Source organism: Dictyobacter formicarum (assembly GCF_016587435.1).
Map to the genome: position 1 here is coordinate 66,566 of NZ_BNJJ01000002.1, position 18,248 is coordinate 84,813.

At 52.6% G+C, this 18,248-nt stretch carries 20 protein-coding genes and 2 pseudogenes; 11 read left to right on the top strand and 11 right to left on the bottom strand.

Annotated elements, in window-relative coordinates; genetic code table 11:
- Positions 1-6 precede the first annotated feature (6 nt).
- Positions 7-618 (bottom strand): sulfite oxidase-like oxidoreductase, encoded by a 612-nt coding sequence (locus tag JMI88_RS02725; RefSeq protein ID WP_201360213.1) that lies wholly within the window; start codon positions 616-618, stop codon positions 7-9.
- 287 nt (positions 619-905) lie between these two features.
- A complete protein-coding gene (locus JMI88_RS02730; RefSeq protein WP_201360214.1) occupies positions 906-1,229 on the bottom strand; it encodes a RidA family protein in 324 nt (107 codons plus the stop codon).
- 637 nt (positions 1,230-1,866) lie between these two features.
- On the opposite strand from JMI88_RS02730, the gene JMI88_RS02735 reads away from it, so the two are divergent.
- Positions 1,867-2,325 (top strand): Hsp20/alpha crystallin family protein, encoded by a 459-nt coding sequence (locus JMI88_RS02735; protein WP_201360215.1) that lies wholly within the window; start codon positions 1,867-1,869, stop codon positions 2,323-2,325.
- An 80-nt stretch (positions 2,326-2,405) separates the two neighbouring features.
- On the opposite strand, the gene JMI88_RS02740 is transcribed toward JMI88_RS02735, so the two are convergent.
- The 4 genes from JMI88_RS02740 to JMI88_RS02755 all read right to left on the bottom strand — a co-directional run bounded on the left by JMI88_RS02740 (position 2,406) and on the right by JMI88_RS02755 (position 8,294).
- Complete coding sequence (locus JMI88_RS02740; protein ID WP_201360216.1) at positions 2,406-2,810, bottom strand: TraR/DksA family transcriptional regulator; 405 nt, start codon at positions 2,808-2,810, stop codon at positions 2,406-2,408.
- 814 nt (positions 2,811-3,624) lie between these two features.
- Positions 3,625-6,375: a winged helix-turn-helix domain-containing protein gene (locus tag JMI88_RS02745; RefSeq protein ID WP_201360217.1), complete on the bottom strand. Its 2,751-nt coding sequence runs from the start codon at positions 6,373-6,375 to the stop codon at positions 3,625-3,627.
- 234 nt (positions 6,376-6,609) lie between these two features.
- Complete coding sequence (locus JMI88_RS02750; protein ID WP_201360218.1) at positions 6,610-7,623, bottom strand: alpha/beta hydrolase; 1,014 nt, start codon at positions 7,621-7,623, stop codon at positions 6,610-6,612.
- 281 nt (positions 7,624-7,904) lie between these two features.
- Positions 7,905-8,294 carry an RNA polymerase sigma factor gene (locus tag JMI88_RS02755; protein ID WP_201360219.1) on the bottom strand — a complete coding sequence of 130 codons (390 nt, stop codon included), beginning with the start codon at positions 8,292-8,294 and terminating at the stop codon, positions 7,905-7,907.
- Between the two features lie 208 nt (positions 8,295-8,502).
- On the opposite strand from JMI88_RS02755, the pseudogene JMI88_RS40525 reads away from it, so the two are divergent.
- Positions 8,503-9,399: pseudogene (locus tag JMI88_RS40525) on the top strand (dihydrolipoyl dehydrogenase family protein); the annotation flags it as partial.
- A gap of 27 nt (positions 9,400-9,426) precedes the next feature.
- On the opposite strand, the gene JMI88_RS40530 reads toward JMI88_RS40525, so the two are convergent.
- Entirely contained in the window at positions 9,427-10,848 is a 1,422-nt protein-coding gene (locus JMI88_RS40530; RefSeq protein ID WP_201360664.1) for an IS4 family transposase, read from the bottom strand.
- Between JMI88_RS40530 and JMI88_RS02770 the strand changes: the two genes are divergently transcribed.
- From JMI88_RS02770 to JMI88_RS02780, 3 genes and pseudogenes are all read left to right on the top strand, one after another.
- On the top strand, positions 10,774-11,154 hold the full coding sequence (locus JMI88_RS02770; protein WP_201360220.1) for an oxidoreductase dimerization domain-containing protein: 381 nt from the start codon (positions 10,774-10,776) through the stop codon (positions 11,152-11,154). The genes JMI88_RS40530 and JMI88_RS02770 overlap by 75 nt on opposite strands.
- Positions 11,155-11,292: 138 nt before the next feature.
- Entirely contained in the window at positions 11,293-11,958 is a 666-nt protein-coding gene (locus tag JMI88_RS02775; protein WP_201360221.1) for a peroxiredoxin-like family protein, read from the top strand.
- A 319-nt stretch (positions 11,959-12,277) separates the two neighbouring features.
- Positions 12,278-13,099 (top strand): annotated as a pseudogene (locus JMI88_RS02780) (IS6 family transposase).
- Positions 13,100-13,153: 54 nt separating this feature from the next.
- Here the strand turns inward: JMI88_RS02780 and JMI88_RS40000 are convergent.
- Complete coding sequence (locus JMI88_RS40000) at positions 13,154-13,276, bottom strand: hypothetical protein (RefSeq protein WP_268905958.1); 123 nt, start codon at positions 13,274-13,276, stop codon at positions 13,154-13,156.
- Positions 13,273-13,941: a class I SAM-dependent methyltransferase gene (locus JMI88_RS02785; protein WP_201360222.1), complete on the bottom strand. Its 669-nt coding sequence runs from the start codon at positions 13,939-13,941 to the stop codon at positions 13,273-13,275. The genes JMI88_RS40000 and JMI88_RS02785 overlap by 4 nt, the downstream gene beginning before the upstream one ends.
- Positions 13,942-14,181: 240 nt before the next feature.
- Between JMI88_RS02785 and JMI88_RS02790 the strand changes: the two genes are divergently transcribed.
- The 5 genes from JMI88_RS02790 (at position 14,182) to JMI88_RS02810 (ending at position 17,166) form a co-directional block, all read left to right on the top strand.
- Positions 14,182-14,616 (top strand): BlaI/MecI/CopY family transcriptional regulator, encoded by a 435-nt coding sequence (locus JMI88_RS02790; protein ID WP_201360223.1) that lies wholly within the window; start codon positions 14,182-14,184, stop codon positions 14,614-14,616.
- Positions 14,616-15,572 carry a M56 family metallopeptidase gene (locus tag JMI88_RS02795; RefSeq protein ID WP_201360224.1) on the top strand — a complete coding sequence of 319 codons (957 nt, stop codon included), beginning with the start codon at positions 14,616-14,618 and terminating at the stop codon, positions 15,570-15,572. The genes JMI88_RS02790 and JMI88_RS02795 overlap by 1 nt, the downstream gene beginning before the upstream one ends.
- A gap of 183 nt (positions 15,573-15,755) precedes the next feature.
- A complete protein-coding gene (locus JMI88_RS02800) occupies positions 15,756-16,415 on the top strand; it encodes a thioredoxin-like domain-containing protein (RefSeq protein ID WP_201360225.1) in 660 nt (219 codons plus the stop codon).
- A gap of 103 nt (positions 16,416-16,518) precedes the next feature.
- On the top strand, positions 16,519-17,019 hold the full coding sequence (locus JMI88_RS02805; protein ID WP_201360226.1) for a hypothetical protein: 501 nt from the start codon (positions 16,519-16,521) through the stop codon (positions 17,017-17,019).
- Positions 17,020-17,022: 3 nt separating this feature from the next.
- On the top strand, positions 17,023-17,166 hold the full coding sequence (locus tag JMI88_RS02810) for a hypothetical protein (protein WP_201360227.1): 144 nt from the start codon (positions 17,023-17,025) through the stop codon (positions 17,164-17,166).
- Here JMI88_RS02810 and JMI88_RS02815 read toward each other — a convergent pair.
- Positions 17,158-17,391 (bottom strand): hypothetical protein, encoded by a 234-nt coding sequence (locus JMI88_RS02815; RefSeq protein ID WP_201360228.1) that lies wholly within the window; start codon positions 17,389-17,391, stop codon positions 17,158-17,160. The genes JMI88_RS02810 and JMI88_RS02815 overlap by 9 nt on opposite strands.
- A gap of 29 nt (positions 17,392-17,420) precedes the next feature.
- Entirely contained in the window at positions 17,421-17,699 is a 279-nt protein-coding gene (locus tag JMI88_RS02820) for a hypothetical protein (RefSeq protein ID WP_201360229.1), read from the bottom strand.
- A gap of 244 nt (positions 17,700-17,943) precedes the next feature.
- Between JMI88_RS02820 and JMI88_RS02825 the strand changes: the two genes are divergently transcribed.
- Positions 17,944-18,171, top strand: a complete 228-nt coding sequence (locus JMI88_RS02825) for a hypothetical protein (RefSeq protein ID WP_201360230.1) — start codon at positions 17,944-17,946, stop codon at positions 18,169-18,171.
- Positions 18,172-18,248 lie beyond the last annotated feature (77 nt).

Here is an 18,248-nt window from a genome sequence, read left to right on the forward strand (position 1 = left end):
GCCATGTTAATCGTCCCAATAGCGTTCTTCCTTCCATGGGTCTCCATGGTTGTTGTAGCCAAATGACTCCCAGAAACCCGGTTCATCTTTATCAACCAGTCGCAAGCCTCTCACCCACTTGGCGCTCTTCCAGAAGTAGAGATAAGGCACCAGTAAGCGTACCGGACCACCGTGTTCTGGCGCCAGTGGCTGTCCCTCGTACGTATCGACAATCCATGCCTTGCCATCGAGAACTTCATCTAGCGGCAGATTGGTGGTATATCCTCCATCACAAAAGGCAACCACATAGTTGGCAGAAGTAGGAACCTGCTCCAGTAGCGTATCAAGAGAGACACCTTCCCAGTGTGTATCGAGCTTTGTCCACTTTGTCACGCAATGGATGTCTTTCGTCAAGGTTTCATGCGGCAAGGCCTTCATCTCATCCCAACTCCAACGTTTCGGCTCATCAACTTCCCCTGTGATAGTAAAATCCCAGGATGCCAGGGATGTATGTGGCGTTGGCCCGGCAGAGAGCACAGGAAAACCATGTTCGAGATATTGTCCGGGCGGGATTCGAGCGCTCAAGTTGCTCTGCTGGCGACGTCCTCGGAATCCTCGCGAAATAAACCCTTCACTCATATCCTTACCTTTCACCTCGCATATAACGCACGCTGCAATAACAATGATCTCCTTCTCGGCTCCTCGGCTGAGGAGCCCTTCACTCTACCGACTGCATATTCACTCGCGTTAAAGGCTTTTGTCTTCTTCACTCTCTTGTGTCGATACATAGATTTTTCTGCATGTACTTTGCTCTGCTTTAGGGAGATGGATCGAAAGAATGCCATCTCGAAAACTTGCACCTGCAGCCTCAGCATTCATCTCCCCCGTTTTTCTCTTTTCATGGCTCTCGGTTGGCTCTGGCTTCCTTACGCTTTTGCCGCAAAGACCTCGATTTCAACGAGAATTTCCGGGCGAATCAATTCGGTGACCACAGACAACATGAAGGCTGGGCGAGCCTCACCCAGGTACTTGACGATATCTGCTACTCCCATACCAGCAGCCTCCAGGATCGCCAGAATATTCTTCCAGGCCTGCTCGGCCTGTGCCTCAATCGTCTCTGGCACGGTCCCATCAGACCTGATGCCAGGTGTTCCAGATGTATGCAGCCAGCGAGCATTGCCTGAGACCTCCACCCCATCACTGTAGCGACCAATCTGCGCTGATACCCCTATGTTGTGGATTGTGTTCATTACTCGTGTCCTTTGTTATCTCTATCTCGATTTGAGAGCACATACGAGAAAGCTCAAGGTTTCTTTCAAAAAAGGTCATCTTCTTTCAAACAACATCAATATACGAGTCATCTTCTTATCAGTTCAATGGATCCTATTTCTCCTTTCCAGCAGTATTCATCTCTGTATGGCATTGATATTACCAAATAAGCGAGATTGTGTCATGGCACAAACGTGATGTTTTTCGGCATGAAGAGGCCTGGCGCAAAAGTGTTATCGCGCCGTGTCACACCTCTTATAGTAAATCGTCAGCAATATCGGCTGATCCTAAGTACAATCACAGAACAAACGCAGAATAAAATCGGTTTGCTAAGCACACACGATCCTGCGAAAGTATTATGATTGTACTCAGCTTCTATGACAGTCTCTAACACAGACCCTGCACCACTCTCACTCTCAATGCTCAGCTCTTCGATAGGCCTTAGGTTGTATTGAAATGTTCCCACGTATAATAGGACCTTAGATGGAAGGCACACGTGCCTCTTGAGAACTATACTGATCTTGATGTAGCAATGCTGTGAATGAACATCGTACAAACAACCTGCTGCGGCATGAGGCCTCGTGCTTATTACAACTTTCTTGAAGAAGGAGAAAATCAATGGCAAATATCCAACCGTATCATCCATTCAATGACTTGCTCTCATTGCGAGATGCAACGAATCGACTGTTTGAAGCAACATTTCCGCGTTCTCTCCAACAATTTGTGAAGAATGGGGGCGACCTCGATCTGTATGAAACGGCGAATGGATACGATGTCCATATTCCTATCCCTGGTGCGAAGCCAGAAGAAGTGGATATCACCATTCTTAATGATGCTGTTACCGTCCGGTGGGAGCGCGCTCCCAAGCCGCCAGAGGAAAGCAAAAACCTTCATCGTGGCATTCAGTATGGTGTCTTCCAAGAACAATTTACTCTTCCTGTGGAGATTAATGCTGAAGCCGCAGGTGCAAGTTTTCGAGATGGCATTCTTTCGATCCATCTCCCTAAAGCAGAGCAGAGTAAAAGCAGAAAAATCCGTGTATCGACACAAGAGAGCGCAGAGGACAAAAGCCTTTAACGCATGCAAATGTGCGATGGATACAGTTAAGGGCTCCTCAGCCGAGGAGCCTGATGTCTCAAATACTCTATCGCGATGTTTTATGCATAGTGAGTATCTCTATTGTGGTCAAACAATTCCTCTCGGCTGAGGTTGACCTGCTCTAACTTCTCTTCTTCTTCCACGCCGAGGGTTGCCCATGGAATAGCTCGCAGACGCTCTTCGCTAATAGGTTTTCCACAAACGACACAAAAACCATATGTCCCATCTTCAATACGCTTAAGAGCAGCGTTAATCTGAGCTAAAAGAGCCTCGTCATTGGCTGATATCGAGATCTCTAGCTGTTGCTCCTGAACGTCAACAGCCGCATCTTCAACACTCTCGTCGCCCGCTGTATCAGAATCAACAACCATCGGATGTATCTCTGTAAGCCTCCCTATGCTCTGCATCAATTCATCCCGCTTGCTCTCTAGATGCTTTTTCATCTCTTGCAGGTCAATGGTCATGGCTTTCCGTCCTTTCTCTGTCTAGTCTCAACAGCACATCTTTCATTTGTTCTCTCTTAGAAGATGCGGTTCCGTTTGATTTTGTTGTCATTCTTTACTATCTCCACCTCTTATCCTTGTTCATCTGTCATGTGTATCACATATATTCTTCAGGCATAACTTTCGGCAGCTTATGATAGCTGAGCGAATAGTGGAGATGCCAACGACGCAGAGCAACGCCATCACTAAAATGACGCTAGTGAAATGGATGCTGAGTTGCCATGGCAGATTCGCTCTTTCAACAGCCATAACAGGTCAACATTGTTTTTTTCGACGCAACCTCCAGATGTTCTCTCTCGCTCTTTTCCCAAATATGCTCTTTTCCTTTTGGGATGCATGTTCACAACGATACTGAGATAAGGCCAGTATAGCCATCAGGAGGCATGTACGTCTTCCATCCAAAGTCCTATTGAGCATAGGAACACTTCATTACAACCTAAGATCTATCGAAGAGCTGCATCTCTCCCCGGACGTGAGGGCAGAGCTTATTGTTCGGAGGCTGCTGTAATCGTCGAAGGCCAACAACATGCACTACTCCTGTCTTACAAACGAAAGAACGAAAGGTGGACAGGTTGATAGCTTGAGAAGCGTACCGCGGCAGCGTAACCTGAAAGGTAGATCCCTCTCCTACTTTGCTTTCAACGATGATCTTCTCACCCTCAGCGATAAAAACTCCAAGAATAGTGAATGCCATCAAGGCATGAACCCGTTTCCGGCATTGGCGCATCAACAGGAGAAAAGAAATAGGGATATCACCTCCCTCTGTTCTCGTGCGTTAGAGAAGACCCAGCATACGAATGCGCGCTTGTGCTTGAGAACGGTTAACGACCCCTAATTTGCCCAGAATGCTACTTACATGTTGCTTCACTGTACTCACTGTAATCGTCAATCGCTCAGCGATATCTCTGTTGGTTAATCCTAACACTAGCAATTCTAACACCTCTGCTTCACGTTTGCTCAAGGGCTCAACCAGCCCCTGGTACGCATTCAGCTTTTCCTCTGGTGCATAGCTGATATCTGGCTTGCCTTCATGTTGCTCTGAAGGAAATACAGCCAGGAGGTGATCAAGAAAGGACAAAGAGTTTCGGCCTTGTTTTTGCCAATGCCATTGCAATGCATACAATAAGTGTTCTATTGGAGCCCCTTCTTCGAAAAAGACTTGAAGCATCTCCTCTGGGGCGGCCAGCTCAATAGCTTCAGCAATAATTGGTAGAGCCTGATCCTCTTGCTGATTCTGTTGATAGGCTAATGCAATCAGCAAGAGAACTTCAATAACTATCCCTCCATTGCCCAGTTTCCGTTGCTCTGCCAGGAGCGGGGTGAGCCGCACCAAGGCTTCACCTGTTCGTGATTGAGCAAGCAGTAGGCGGCAGATAGCCATCTCCTCAAGGCACCAGACTGTTCCATGGGTGGTTTTGTCGACCTGATGCGTGATAGTGACATGCTCGCTCTTCTTTTGTGCAATGAAGAGCTGTGCATATGCACCAGTTGTAAAAAGGAGATAGTGTATATCTCTCAGCCCTTCCTCAGCCCTTCTCTCGTAGGCTGTTTGCCTGGCCTGGTGGAGGAACGCTTCTGCTTGTTGCACCTCCCCTTGTGAGAGACATACGCGAGCCAGATGAGCACAGAGCATATCCAGATACGCGATTAATTTCGCCTTATGTGCTATATCATAAGCACGTGTGAGCCACTCGTAGGCTTGCTCCAGGCAACCGCGGTGCCAGTAGAGATAGCCTTGCAGGCCGTAGATATAATAATAGATTGTTTCAGCAGATTGCGCTTGCCTCTCGGTCAGTAAGAGCGCTTGCTCTATAATCTGCTGTGCCTGATGGAGATGTCCGGTATAGGAGCAACAATAGGCAACAGTTCCCAGAGAGAAGATCTCTGACGGAGCATCGTTGATTGTATGAGAGAGTGCAGCAGCCTCTAAACCTACGGTGATAGCCTGGATAAAATCTCCTTTCATGGCATATATCTGTGCTTGTACTTGCAGAATAGTGGCATGGCCTTTTACGTTCTCCGGCTTGAGAAGCAATGAAGCTTCCTCACACGCAGCTAACGTCATTCGCCAATCCTGTTGAAGATACTTTATTGTCACCTGCAGCCCAAACACTTCGCCCAGGATATTTCGTTGCTCCACTCGTACCTGAGAGTGTGTTAGGGCTTGCCCTTCTTGTTCATCGGCCTCAAGAGCTATACGCAGAAACTGCTCTGCCTGCTGTAGCCAATAGAGTGCCTGCCGTTGATCCGTGTAATACAACGATCTGGCATAGGCCACACATAAGGAAGGATGAGCCCGCAGCGTGTCTTCGGGCAAGCGTTGTAACCACTGCACAAGGCGATAACTGCTCTGGGCTCCAGGGAATGAGGAAGACTCGATCAGCTCTGCAGCTATATCCCACTCTTGTGCCTCAAGGGCATGATGAATAGCTTGCTCGCTATGCTCGTATTCCTGATACCACAGGCAGGCTCGCATATGTAAATCATGGATGAACTGTTCTTTGTGAGTGCGCTGGAGCCGATAGCGCAATGCTTCCGCAAACAGCTGATGGTAGCGATACCATTCGCGCTGTGCATCCAGCGCGCTCACAAATAAGTTTGAACGCTCTATCTCTTCTAAGAGATCCTGGCTCCCGGTATCTCCAACAACGGCATCACATAAGGAGCTGCACATTTCTTCGAGGATACTGGTTGCCAGCAGAAAATGCTGCAACTGTGGAGTGAGAGAGAAAAGGACATCATTGGTAAGGTAATCCAGGATATAGCGTTGGTTGCCTTGTAACGAGGCCAGGAAGTGTGCAGGGACTGCCTGTTGATGCAAAGAGAGAGCTGCCAATTTGAGCCCGACAAGCCAGCCTTCAGTGCGATGCGCGAAGTGCTGGATTTCGACCTGAGACAGAGGAAGCTGCATGACCTGTGTTAAAAAGTGTGCGGTCTCTTCAGTTGTACAACGTAACTGTTCAGCGCGAACCTCATGTAGTTGTCCCTGGGCTCGTAGCTGAGCGAGCGGAAATGGTGGGTCGGTTCGAGTCGAAAGAACAAGGCGCAGCTGAGAAGGCAGATGCTCTAACAAAAAAATGAATGCAGCATAAAGGGATGACTCATGAATATAATGATAGTCATCGAGAATCAGCAGCACGCGTTTGTCTTGATGGCTCACGCTATTGATCAGAGTGGTCAGCACCGGTTCCCATGAAAAGCGCGATTGCTTTGCAAGCAAGGTCAAGGCAGCTTCACTAGTGCCAGGGACGCATGCGTCGAGCGCCGTGAGCACATAATTCCAGAAAAGAGAAGGATCATTATCCCGTTCATCAAGAGAGAGCCAGGCAATATGCCACTCATCGGAAGAGAGCGTAGAGGCCCATTGAGCCAGCAAAGTCGTTTTACCATAACCAGCAGGCGCTGAAAGCAATGTCAGACTACTTTCGATTCTCTCCGTCAAGCAAGAGAGCAGGCGAGTACGAGGCGTAAGTATGTGCACGAGCGTGGGTATCAACGATTTTGTATGGAGAAGAATGGTATGCATCCGAAATACGCTTTCTGTCTATTGAGAGAAAAGCACGTTTATCGTAAAGCTACTTTCACTTCCTGGATTCCACAGGGCAGGTGAAATATGCCGCCTTGACCACAGTAGGATATCGTGAAGAAACAAAGAAAACATGGGCCAAAAAGGACATTGTCAACGGTAAATCTGCTCGCAAAGACCACACAAAAGTGCTATTGACTCCCTGACTTCATTGTTCTGTGCTGCCAATAAAGCTCATAAAACCCCGTAGCCGCTTATCTGCTTCTGTCCCTTACGCTCGAAGGCTCTACTGAGGGCGTCATTTGCCTGTCTAATTGCTGCACGGCTGGCGGAAGACTCAGCAACGGCATTGAGCATGATAAAGTCATGAATAACTCCCAGGTACCGCGTTGCTGTCACTTCCACATTCGCCTCCTGGAGCTTATGTGCATAGGCTTCTCCCTCATCGCGCAGCACATCATTTTCAATAGTGATGATCAGCGCTGGAGGAAGTCCGCGCAGCTGCTCCAGAGATGCTTGCAAAGGAGAGACAGTCGGATCTTTTCGCTTGGAAACTTCCACATAGCTATCCCAGGACCATTTCATACTATCCGAGGTAAGCCAAAAAGAGCCATCGCCGTATTGATGGTAGGAGTGAGTGTTGAGATCTGCGTTTGTGACCGGATAGAAGAGCACTTGAAATGCAATCTCTGGTCCTTGACGCTCTTTGGCCAGCAGCGTCGTGACCGCTGCCATATTCCCTCCGACACTATCGCCAACAACCGCCAGGCGTGTGATATCGATGCAGAGCTCATCTCCATGCGTTGTGAGCCAGGTCAAGGCAGCATAGCCTTGTTCGATCGCAATCGGATACCGGGCCTCTGGTGAGCGGTCGTAGTCAACAAAGATCACAGCAGCCGGTACGCCATTGGCAATCTCGCGTATCAGTCGATCATGTGTCTCTTTATCACCTAGCACCCAGCCTCCTCCATGAAAATACAGAATCGCCGGTAGCATCTCTATTGCGCCCTGAGGACGAACGATTCGTAGCGCAATCTGGCCGGTTGGACCTCCGCTGATAACGCGATCTTCAATCTCAGCAGGCAGCTTCACCCTACTCCCACTTCTCTGCACCCTGGCAAACACAGTCCGGGCTTCATTGGGGGTCAGCGTATAGACAGGAGGATCTCCAGATGATTCAAAGGCCTGGAGAAAGGTTAACATCTTAGGCTCAAGGACGTGGGAGCGGGGATCGTTTTTGCTACTCATAGAATCGTCCTTTCTTGCATAAGCGATCTGTGCTTCTGAAGAGGGCACTATATGCCTGCTTTTTCACCCAATTAGAGCATTGCCGTGGTAATGCATATTTAGAATACTGTTACTGGAGAGTCAGTATAACAGACAAAAGAGAGGTACATCTTCCTCCTAAGGTCTTATTATATAGAGGAGGCATGATTACAACTTAAGTCTTATCTTTGCGGTTTCCTTGAGAGGCGCTGTGACTTGAAATGCGATCCATCCTGCCTAGCAAAGGAACAAGCTAGAGGAAATCAATATTTGATGTTCAGCTGATTCTCAGCGTCATCTATCAACAGCGATACCGATAGAAAACGAGTGTCACGCAATCTTGCGCATGCTCGATAATAGGTAGTTTTCACGGTATTCATCGGGATGTTCAGTCGGCGTCCAATTTCCACAAAGCTCAGGTCTTCTTTGTAGCGCAACCAGACAATAGTGCGATGTTTAATCGACAAAGTCTGAAGCGCTCTATGTATGATATGCTGGTCGCCTTCTCTTTTTGCGGATTTCATCAACACATCGATTCCGGGCAACACGAAAGTGGAATTGCCCCGTTTTCGTGGCTCTTCCGCAACTTCCGTGCTCAGGTTAGCCAACTTGTAAGACTTTTTGTCGTAATAGCTCGAAACTACTACGGCCATACATAACTGCGCTTGATATATTTCAGCTTGTTAATTGTTCCCTCCACGGGTCCATTGCTGTAGGAAGTTCTGTCAGGTAGACCAGCGATGAGACAGCGCCGACGAGCACACTGGTCAGTGGCACTCCGCGGGTTTGCAGATCAACAAAATAACTCCCAATGACAAGCAGGCCAGCACTCGACAGGCGGAAAACGCGTATGTCGAGGGAGTGACGGTCCTGTTTGGCACGGTTTCGTTCCTTTCTCCGACGACGCTCCTGGTGAATGATGAAGAGATTACCACCCATACCACAGTGATTGCAACAGGCTCACGCCCGGCTGTGCCTGACATCGAAGGACTTGCAGCGGTTGGCTATTGGACCAATGAAGACGTCTTTCAATTGACGGCGTTACCGCCCTCGATCATTGTCGCTGGTGGGGGCCCGGTTGGTGTCGAGCTTGGTCAGGCACTGGGCCGCCTCGGGGTTCAGGTGACATTGCTCCAGGGACCTGTACGTATTTTGCCAAAAGAAGATCCCGAAGTCTCGGCAGCGCTTGCCAGCGTTTTGGTGTCCGGGGGGATAAGGCTGGAGACAAGCGCTCGCGTGGTGAAGGTGTATCGCCGCGACTCCAGGAAGGTGGTGGTGGCCCAACAGGGCGATCGCCAGGTCACCTTTGAAGCGGACGAAATCCTGCTAGCCCTCGGGCGACAACCCAATGGTGAGTCCCTCAATGTAGAAGCGGCTGGTGTCGCCTATGATGCCAGAGGGATCAATGTCAATGCGTATTTGCAAACAGCCAACAATGCGATTTACGCCTGTGGAGATGTGATTGGCGGTTACCGTTTCACCCATGTGGCGGCCTACCAGGCGGGAGTCGCGGTGCGCAATGCGCTGCTTCCCGTTGGCAAAAAGAAGGTCGATTATCGCGTTGTCCCCTGGTGTACGTTTACCGACCCGGAGGTGGCGCGGGTCGGGCTGACGATTGAGCAGGCCAGGCGCCAGTACCGTCAGGCACGTGTGGTGACCTTTCCCTGGGCAGAGATCGATCGCGCCCAGACCGAGGATGAACCTTTGGGATTGCTCCAATTCGTGCTGACGGGGAAACAAGATGAAATTGTGGGTGCGCATCTGGTTGCATTGACTCCAACTAATTCATTCCTTCTTCTTTTTGGAGGAGGACCCCCGACGATTGGGGTCGGCATCAACGGCATAGCGTGGCTTCTGCATCCATTGCAGATCCACTGGCGGCCAGGTCACCTCGTGCCAGCTGATGTGCGGCAACTCGTGTCGGGTTCGGGTGCTGGGACGGACGAACCCCAGCGCTCGTCCCTTCTCTTGGATCACCTGCCCGATATCGATGCCGTGCGCCAGGCAGGTGGGCAGATAGCGGATCAAGAGCTCCAGAGACACGTCAAAGAGATCGACCCCGGCCTCAGCCGCGACACGCACATGCAAGGCATGCAGCAGTTGCGCCAGCAGCACACTGCCCCAGATTTGGGCTCCCAGCACCTCCGGCTTCGAGCTGATCATGAAGCGCATCTGCAAATAGTCTTTCAACACCCGGAAGCCCAGCTCTATGTCCCATCTCCGCGCGTACAAGCGGACAATATCGGCGCCACTGAGCATCCGAGGATCCCAGATATTACAGATGTAGGTGTACCAGATGCCCCGATAGCGATAGCGCACCAGGCGCACCAGATGTTGACAGCGATCGGAGCGATATTTGCCCATGAACACCAGCGCTTCGAAATAGCCATCGCGCTGCACCAGGATATGTTCCATGCTCCAACTGCCATTGCTGCGCACCCGACTGACCCACCAGATGCCCGCGTTGGTCAAGCTATCAAACCAGGCATAGTTGTAGTATCCCAGATCAAAGAGCAGCAAGGCTCCCTTGCGCACACTTTTGACCATCTCTTTGGCATGGGCCTGACAATTGGCCACCGCGTTGGGCAGCAGATCAATGCGTTTCCATTGTTGACGCCGGATGTCAAACAAACAACTCAAGCGTCCGGCCAGCAACTGCGAATGGCCGGCGGGAAGCCCTTGCAGATCAGGGACCCAACGCTTCAAGGCATCCAGGGTCGACTCATCCAAGGCCAGCACCTCAGAGGCAAAGGAAGCGAGCGAGCGGTCCTCGTAGGGGATCATGCGTGTCCCCAACCACTGGGTCATCTGAGCACACAACTGCTGCATCATCCAGGAGCCTTTCTCCTGCAAGCGATTGTAGATGGCTTGATCCACGACCGCTACCGGAGCGAAAGGGCCCAGACCGAACCCGCTGATCAGACGCCAGAGGTCCAATTGGGAAGTCCAGCCCCGCAGCAAACACCACAAACACCCCAGACTCAACAACAGCCAGGACACCTGGAAAGGGCGTCCCCGTTTCTTCAAGGCCGTCGAGGACGCAGCTAGATCACAGGCGGCATCGTGCAGGAACTGGCCGAGCAGTTCCTTGGTCTGATCAGGGGGTGGCAAGAGGTGCTGCAATGATGTATCATGGGACATAACGAGGATGATCCTTTCTGTGGAGAGAAAGTGTTTTACAAGTATTATCCTCGTTTTTTTTGTCATTTTCAAGTCACCCCTGAATTAGTTGGAGTCAATGATCTGGTTGGTGCCCATGCGGGGGAACTGCTCGGCGAAATGGCGCTTGTGTTGCAGAAACGCCTGACGATTGGCGATATCCTGGACACCATTCACCCCTATCCGACGTTGACTACAGGTCTTCAGCAGATTGCGCTTGAGGCCTATCTTACCAGTGCCCGAGCTCGCACGAATCTCACCATTGTTCAGACGGCATTGCGTTTCAGAACAGCCCTGCCTTCTCGTTTCGGCGAGATCGCTGACCGAACGATCAGGCGTTGGGGAAGGCGTTGAGATCGGCAGCAGTAGGTTCTTCTATGCCCCTGGCGGCAAGTGCGAGAGGCCATCGGAATACAAGAGCGCTCGCCAATGTTCTCACCATTGTGTTCATACAGAGATATGTATGGTCAACAGTAGAAAGAGAAATACACTATGGATACATCGATGCAAGATACCACGTTACGTCATCATATTGAGGAGCTGCAAAAGCGCTCCAAAGCACCGGCGGATGTACGCGCGCGCATGCAACATGAAACGGAGCAACTCATACGCTCCGGTATCGCAGAGCAAAGTCTCGCCGTCGGGGAGACGGCTCCTGACTTCTCCTTACCCAATGCCAGAGGCACCACCACAACGCTCTCGACGCTGCTCGCGCAGGGGCCGGTGGTGTTGACCTTTTACCGCGGCGAGTGGTGCCCGTATTGCAATCTGACCTTGCATGCGTATCAGCGCTTCCTTCCCCAATTGCAAGCGCTGGGAGCGAACCTGATTGCCGTCTCACCGCAAACGCCCGATCATTCACTCTCGACGGCCGAGAAATGGCATCTTGACTTTGAGGTGGTCAGTGATGTTGGCAATACTGTTGCCCGCGCCTATGGCCTTGTCTTCTCCCTCTCCCAGGAACTACGCGCCATTTACACCAAACGGGGCAATGATCTGGCGGCCTATAATGGAGACGATTCCTGGGAACTTCCCATGGCCGGCACCTTTGTGATTGCTCAGGATGGGACGATTCGCGTGGCGTTCGTTGATGCAGATCACACCCACCGCCTGGAACCAGCGGCTATTCTTGATGCGCTTACCACATTGCGTGCATAAATAGAACGGCCAGGCTCTCATTACACATGGTGAGAATCTGGCTCGTCTTTCTTCCTCCAATCAAACACGAAGCCTATCACTCTCTGAGCGTCCAATGGCGGCCTCGTTTCAATTTGGCCAGCTCCTTGTAAAGGAACAGGAGAAAGAAGCACCGTTGCTCTGTATGGATCGGCCTGGTATGGAGCGCTTTCTGATCCAGGAGAGAACAGGAAGGTCTTTCTGGAGGTTCTGTCAGAACTCAAACAATCTTCTGGCAGAGGAGCCAGACTTCTGTTCTGCTGATCGTATCAAAGCGGGATTCAAGAAGGAGGACTGGCTAATGAACTGCCCCTATTGCGCTGCAACTGGTACCAAGAAGCGAAGGAAGAAAACCAAACTCGGCTATGCAACATGTTTCTGCCCTCAGTGCCACCGTACCTTCAACGAACGAACTGGAACTCCCTTCAATTCCCTTGAATGTCCCACGGACATTGTTTTGCTCACAGTCTTATGGCGGCTGCGTTACCAACTGAGTCTGCGTGACGTCGCTGAACTGTTTTGAGAGCGCGGTTTTGCCTTCACACATGAGGCCATTCGAGACGGGGAAGCACGGTTCACTCCATTGATAACAGATCAGTTACGAACGAAACGGCATGGACACGCAGGAAGATCCTGGTCTGTTGACGAGACGTATCTTACGGTCCATGGAAAAAGGTGGTATCTCTATCGGGCGATTGATCACGACGGCAATCTGATTGCTTCGCGGCTCAGTGAGAAACGAGATATGGATGCAGCAAAACCGTTCTTCAAGCAAGCCGTTGCGGTGGTTGGTCATACTCCAGAGACGGTCACCACAGATGGGCATCGTTCTTATCCTCGTGCCATACGCGAAACGATGGGAAATGACGTGGTCCATCGGACGAATACGTATCTCAAAAACCGTCTGGAGCAGGACCACCGTGGCATCAAACAGCGGTACTATCCGATGCGTGGTTTTGGAACCATTGAAGCGGCAGCGCGCTTCTGTTGCGCCTACGACGAATTACGCAACTATCTCCGTCCTTGCCGCACCATGGGAGAAGTGGTCTCTCTTCTGGAACAACGACAGACGTTTCTCCAGCGGATGGCTGCTCTGCAGACAGTGATACAAGCAGCCTCATAGGTCAAATGAGCGAGAGACGAACCTTGCCATGATCCGGCAAGCCTTTCTGCGTTCTCAGTTCTGACAGAACCTCTCAAGATCGATCAGCGCGAGAGTTTCTGAGAGGGTGCGTGTGGTATACTGGTGCCAGCGCTGATCATAGCACCTGGCTCGTTTCCCTCGATAATACGTGCTCATCCGTGTTCTTCTCCTCCGACCGCTGGGCGAACCGCATGGAGGACGATGATGGGCAGTATTCCTGTTCGAGAGAAGCGGACGGAGCGGATCAGAAAGCCGCTCTCACGAACCTGCCGCTCGGTGTCGCGGTTCCAATGACAATTGCCAGCCAGTTGTGTGGTGAACGGGACCAGCCGATCTTGAAGCCAGGCAACGAGTGGGTGGTGTGAACGTACATGCTCAACAAGCAAGAGGCGGCCTCCGGGTTTGAGCACGCGTAGCAGTTCGTGCATCGCTTGCTGTGGACCCTCTACTGAGCAGAACACCAGGGTGGCGACCGCGCTGTCAAAGGTGGTATCGGCGAAGGGCAGCGCTTCGGCTCTCGCCTGGACGAACGAGATCGGGACACGCGCCGAAGCCTTGCGCTCATGTGCCGAGCGGAGCATGGCGGCGTCTGGTTCCACCGCCTCGACCCGTGTTACCTGCTCAGGTGAATAGTACGGAAAGGTGCGTCCTGACCCTGCGCCGACTTCGAGCACCACGCCTTTCGCAAGACCTGCGACTTCCTCGCGTAAGGGGGTCATCAGCCGTTGCATGGGTCCGCGATCAGCAAGCCACTCATAGAAGGCCATGGCACAGGGATGATGAATCGGTGGAAGACCGGTATCGGTTGATGGGGAACCCATTGATCTGTTCACTCTCTTTCTTGGTGTCCTTGGGCGAGCATCCGTGGTCGCGTCCCACTCGTTGTGATGAGGTTCGACGAGCAGCCCGACTTTACAGATGCCCCTGTTCCGAGTATAGTATATATACTATCAGTAGTACGAGAGATCTTCGTAGGACGTTCCATGGTAGAGGCGTAGTAGGTAGAAGGCCGTCCATGCACGTGCTACGTGAACACGCGCTGAGCAGAGGAGCGAGAGCCGATGACACAAGAACCTTTTCTCCGCACCTTCCGTCCAGATCGCCCCGGTATTCGCAAGATTCTCGGCGATCTGGAGGCTGAGATTATGGAATATATCTGGAGCCGCCCGGCAGAACAGGGGGTCACGGTGCGAGAGGTGTATGAGGCGTTCTGTGCGAAGCGGCACATTGCCTATACCACCGTCATGAGTACGATGACGCGCCTGGCGAAGAAACAGGTGCTGCGCGCCTCCACCGAACAGACGGCCTATGTGTACTTCCCCACCATGAGCGCCGATGCCTTGCTTTCCCACGTGGCAGGACGCATGATGGAAGATGTGCTCTTGCATTTCTCCGAGGCCCTGCAAGGCCCTGCTGCGGAACCGGAGACGCTGGAACGTGCCCGTTCGCTGTTGGAGGAGATCACCGCACGCCGCAAGCAACAGGGAGGGACCTGATGCATACGCTGCTGGTGCTCTCCACACTTTTGCTGCTGGTCGGTGGTTGTTTTCTCCTCTACAACCAGCAGCGCGAGATCAGAGCGCGCAGGTCTCGACGATACTTCCATTTGCTACTGCTTGCCTTGCCCCTGGTGGGAGTGGGACTCGGGGCCCTCAGTATCCTGCATTTTGCCCAGGTGGCGTGTTTCACCAGTGCGCCGCGCTGGGACCAGGTCATGAGCGTGCTGATTCCTGGCGGGTTGATTGGTGGCCTCCTGGTTGGGCTGGGACTTTCTCTGGTGCGATTGGTGTTCCTATGGGCGACGACAGCCAGAAGGACCTTCTCCGCTTCTCGACAGTTACATCGCCGAGCACGTGCCCTTGCACGTCAGCTTGGCGTCTCTGCTCCGCGTGTGCTCCTCTATCCGTCTCTTGCCCCAATTGCTTTTACGTATGGCTTCCTGCGACCAACGATTGTGCTCTCGCGCTGGATGGTGGAGACGCTGGACACGCAGGAATTGGAGACGGTGCTGGCGCATGAGTTGGCCCACCATGCCCGGTGCGATCATCTGCTCACCTGGTGGGCGCTGCTCTTACGCGATGCCTTTTGTTATCTGCCGACGAGTCATCTCGCCTATCAGCAGTTGCGCTATGAGCAGGAATTGGCCTGTGATGACCTGGCAACACTGGTGACCCGGCAGCCACTCTCCCTGGCTTCTGCCCTCACGAAGGTCTGGTTGCACCGCCTTCACGATCCTGCCCAGCATCAATCCGTTCCCGCTCTCACTGGAACCGGTGCGCAGATGGAAGGACGGATTCGACGCCTGTTCACACCAACTGTTCCTGCCACACAGGATGCCTCAATCCTTTTGCCCTGGTGCGCTCGAGGCTTGCTCCTGTTGTGCCTCTTCCTGCTTGGCCTCCTCAACACCCTCATGGTGCTGCATCTGATGGGATGTGGACCACTGCGCTAATCATCAGAACGCCGTGGTCCCACCCGTGTCTCTCCTCTGATCCTACTATTGCCTTGTAGTACTATTGATTTTCGTAGATCAATACCATAGAATCTCTTTCAGCGAGTATTTCTGCTTTCTAGCACGGCGAAATGTGTATGGATGGTGAGCTATGCCAACAAAGCAGATGAAGGAGACACGCAGATGAAATCAGAAGAACATAACAGGCAACAAACCAGGCGCAACGCGCCACCCTCCCAAGAGCAAGCGGCAAAACGAGGGGCGAGGCAAGCACAGCAACAGAAGCCACGACGGAAGGTGCGTCGCTCGTTCTGGCGCCGCTGGGGATGGGGCGTGGCCGCGCTGGTGCTGGTACTCATTGTTGGAGTCATCGTCTGGGCAGTGCGCGCGCAAGCTAGCGAGATTGCCGGTGTGGTCACCTACAAGAATCTGAGTCGAGATCACGTGACTGGCAAGGTCACCTATCCCCAGAATCCGCCCGTTGGTGGAGCGCACAATGCCATCTGGCAAAATTGTGGCATCTATCGCACGCCGGTGGCGAATGAAAATGCCGTCCATTCGCTGGAGCATGGTGCCGTCTGGATCACCTATCAGCCACAACTGGGCGCGCAGGATATCGCACAGTTACAGAACCTGGTGCGTGGACACAGTTACGCGTTGCTCTCTCCCTATCCTGGGCTGCCGGCCCCTGTCGTGGCTTCGGCCTGGGGCGCGCAGTTGCGAGTGACGAGTGCCCCCGATCCCAGACTGGCCCAGTTTCTGAAGAAATATGAGCAGGGACCCCAGACCCCCGAACCTGGAGCACCGTGTAGCGGCGGCACAGGGACCCCTGATAAACGGTAACGTGCCATGTTGCGGCTGGGTTGGTTTGACAGGAGCAGGAGGAAGAACTCGTGAGCTTGTGTGAGATGTCGCAACATGGGGATGTGAGAAAGGAAGAGATGACATGCAGAATCTCCTCTTGCTGCTTCCCGTGCTGGCCTGTCCGGTTGGTATGAGACTGCTGATGTGGCTCATGATGCGCATGGGCAAAGAACAGATCCCTTCTGATGCTGGACACCAGCCAGAAGAGAGACAACGAGCGGTCGTGCCGGAAGGGACACGAGAACCCTCGACGTCCCTGTCTGAACCTGCTCCCTCTCCCCTCAAGGCTATCTGGAATTGTATGCAGATGTGCCTGAACTGGAAAGTGCTGGTTGGTTTGACCCTCGTGGCGCTGCTGGTGGGTGTGGTTGCGCCACACTTCTTGTGGGCAGCCCTTCCCATGTTGCTGGTGCTGGGCTGTCCACTGTCCATGATCATCATGATGGTCTCCATGAGTCGCAGGCGGGAAAACGCTCTTCACCGCGCGATCAGTTGCTCAGGGTGCGAGCCACGAGGAGCAGAACCAGCTCAGATGCTTGAACAGCCAGAGCGTGAGCGCTCATCAGCAGAGGTGAAATGGTAGGCAGTGATGACTCGTAGCCTCTTCTTTGAATGCCAGCCGTGTTGGGACCAGATGCACGATATCCAGTCCCACTGGAGTGCGTTTGGGGCACTGCATATTGATCAGATGGTGAGCATCACCTCTGATCCGCTGAGCGCCTTACAATAGAAAGTGCGCGATGAAGGACTTAGCATCCCGGTGCTCTCCGATCCAAATCTCGCCGTCTCGCAAACCTATATGGCCTATCAGTATGGGATGATGGGAACCAGCCGGGACGGACATACCTTCATGCTGGTGGAGCCGGATGGACGGATTGTGTGGCGAGCCGACTATGGAGGCGCACCCAATTACACGATAGACGTCCCGGTCGAGCAGTTGCTTACCGACCTGCATGCAGGCGCCCTCGGCTTCGGTTGCATCATTTATGAGCGATGGGCTCTCCACCAGGTGAGGAGATGGAGGAGAAACAGACTCACCCCGATCCCCGTCAAGACGCTATCCAGGCTGAGTCTTTCGTCAAAAGGGTCAGTTGGGTTCACCCAGGGGAAAACTGCACCTGCCATCCAATCATAGTTCAGAGTCAGCAAGATGCCTCCAGTGAGAGCGACGAGGACACCGATGTTGAGCCACCTGGTCCAGGCGGCTCTTGGAAAGCGCTCACTGGCCCAGAGCACAGCCCCCACGAAATAGCCAAGCGCCACCCCAAATTCTCCTACTTCAACCGCAACATTTTTGCACTGACTTCGCAGCGCAGGGTTGAGCCGTCTCTCTCTTTTGACTCATCTTTTCTTCGGCAAAGTGCCTCTGCCTATCGCTCTCAGCGCCTTTTGTTCCCAAAGGTCATCCCTGGCAGAGCCAAGGCTCATGTCATGATATGTCATAGACGAAGTACAATCAAGCAATGTTTTGGGAAATGAGGTAAACTGTCGGGAAAAGGAGGGACTCGTGCGACCACCCCTGGAGATACCGCCCCTGACAGAAGAAGAGTTGGATGCCTTAGAAAAGCTGTCCCGAATCACCAAAGATCCGCGACTGCGGACCCGCGCTCAAATCATCTTGTTGGCTGGAGAGCAGCGGCTGAGGGTTTCGGCCATTGCCCCCATTGTGCGTGTATTTGTCCGAGCTGTGAGTTGGAGATGGACCGCGACGAAAATGCGGCCAGGAATATCCTGAAGGAAGCCATGGATGACGGTACTGCCGGGCAGGCAGGAACCAACGTGCGTAAAACGCTTCTGGACACCTGGCCTCTC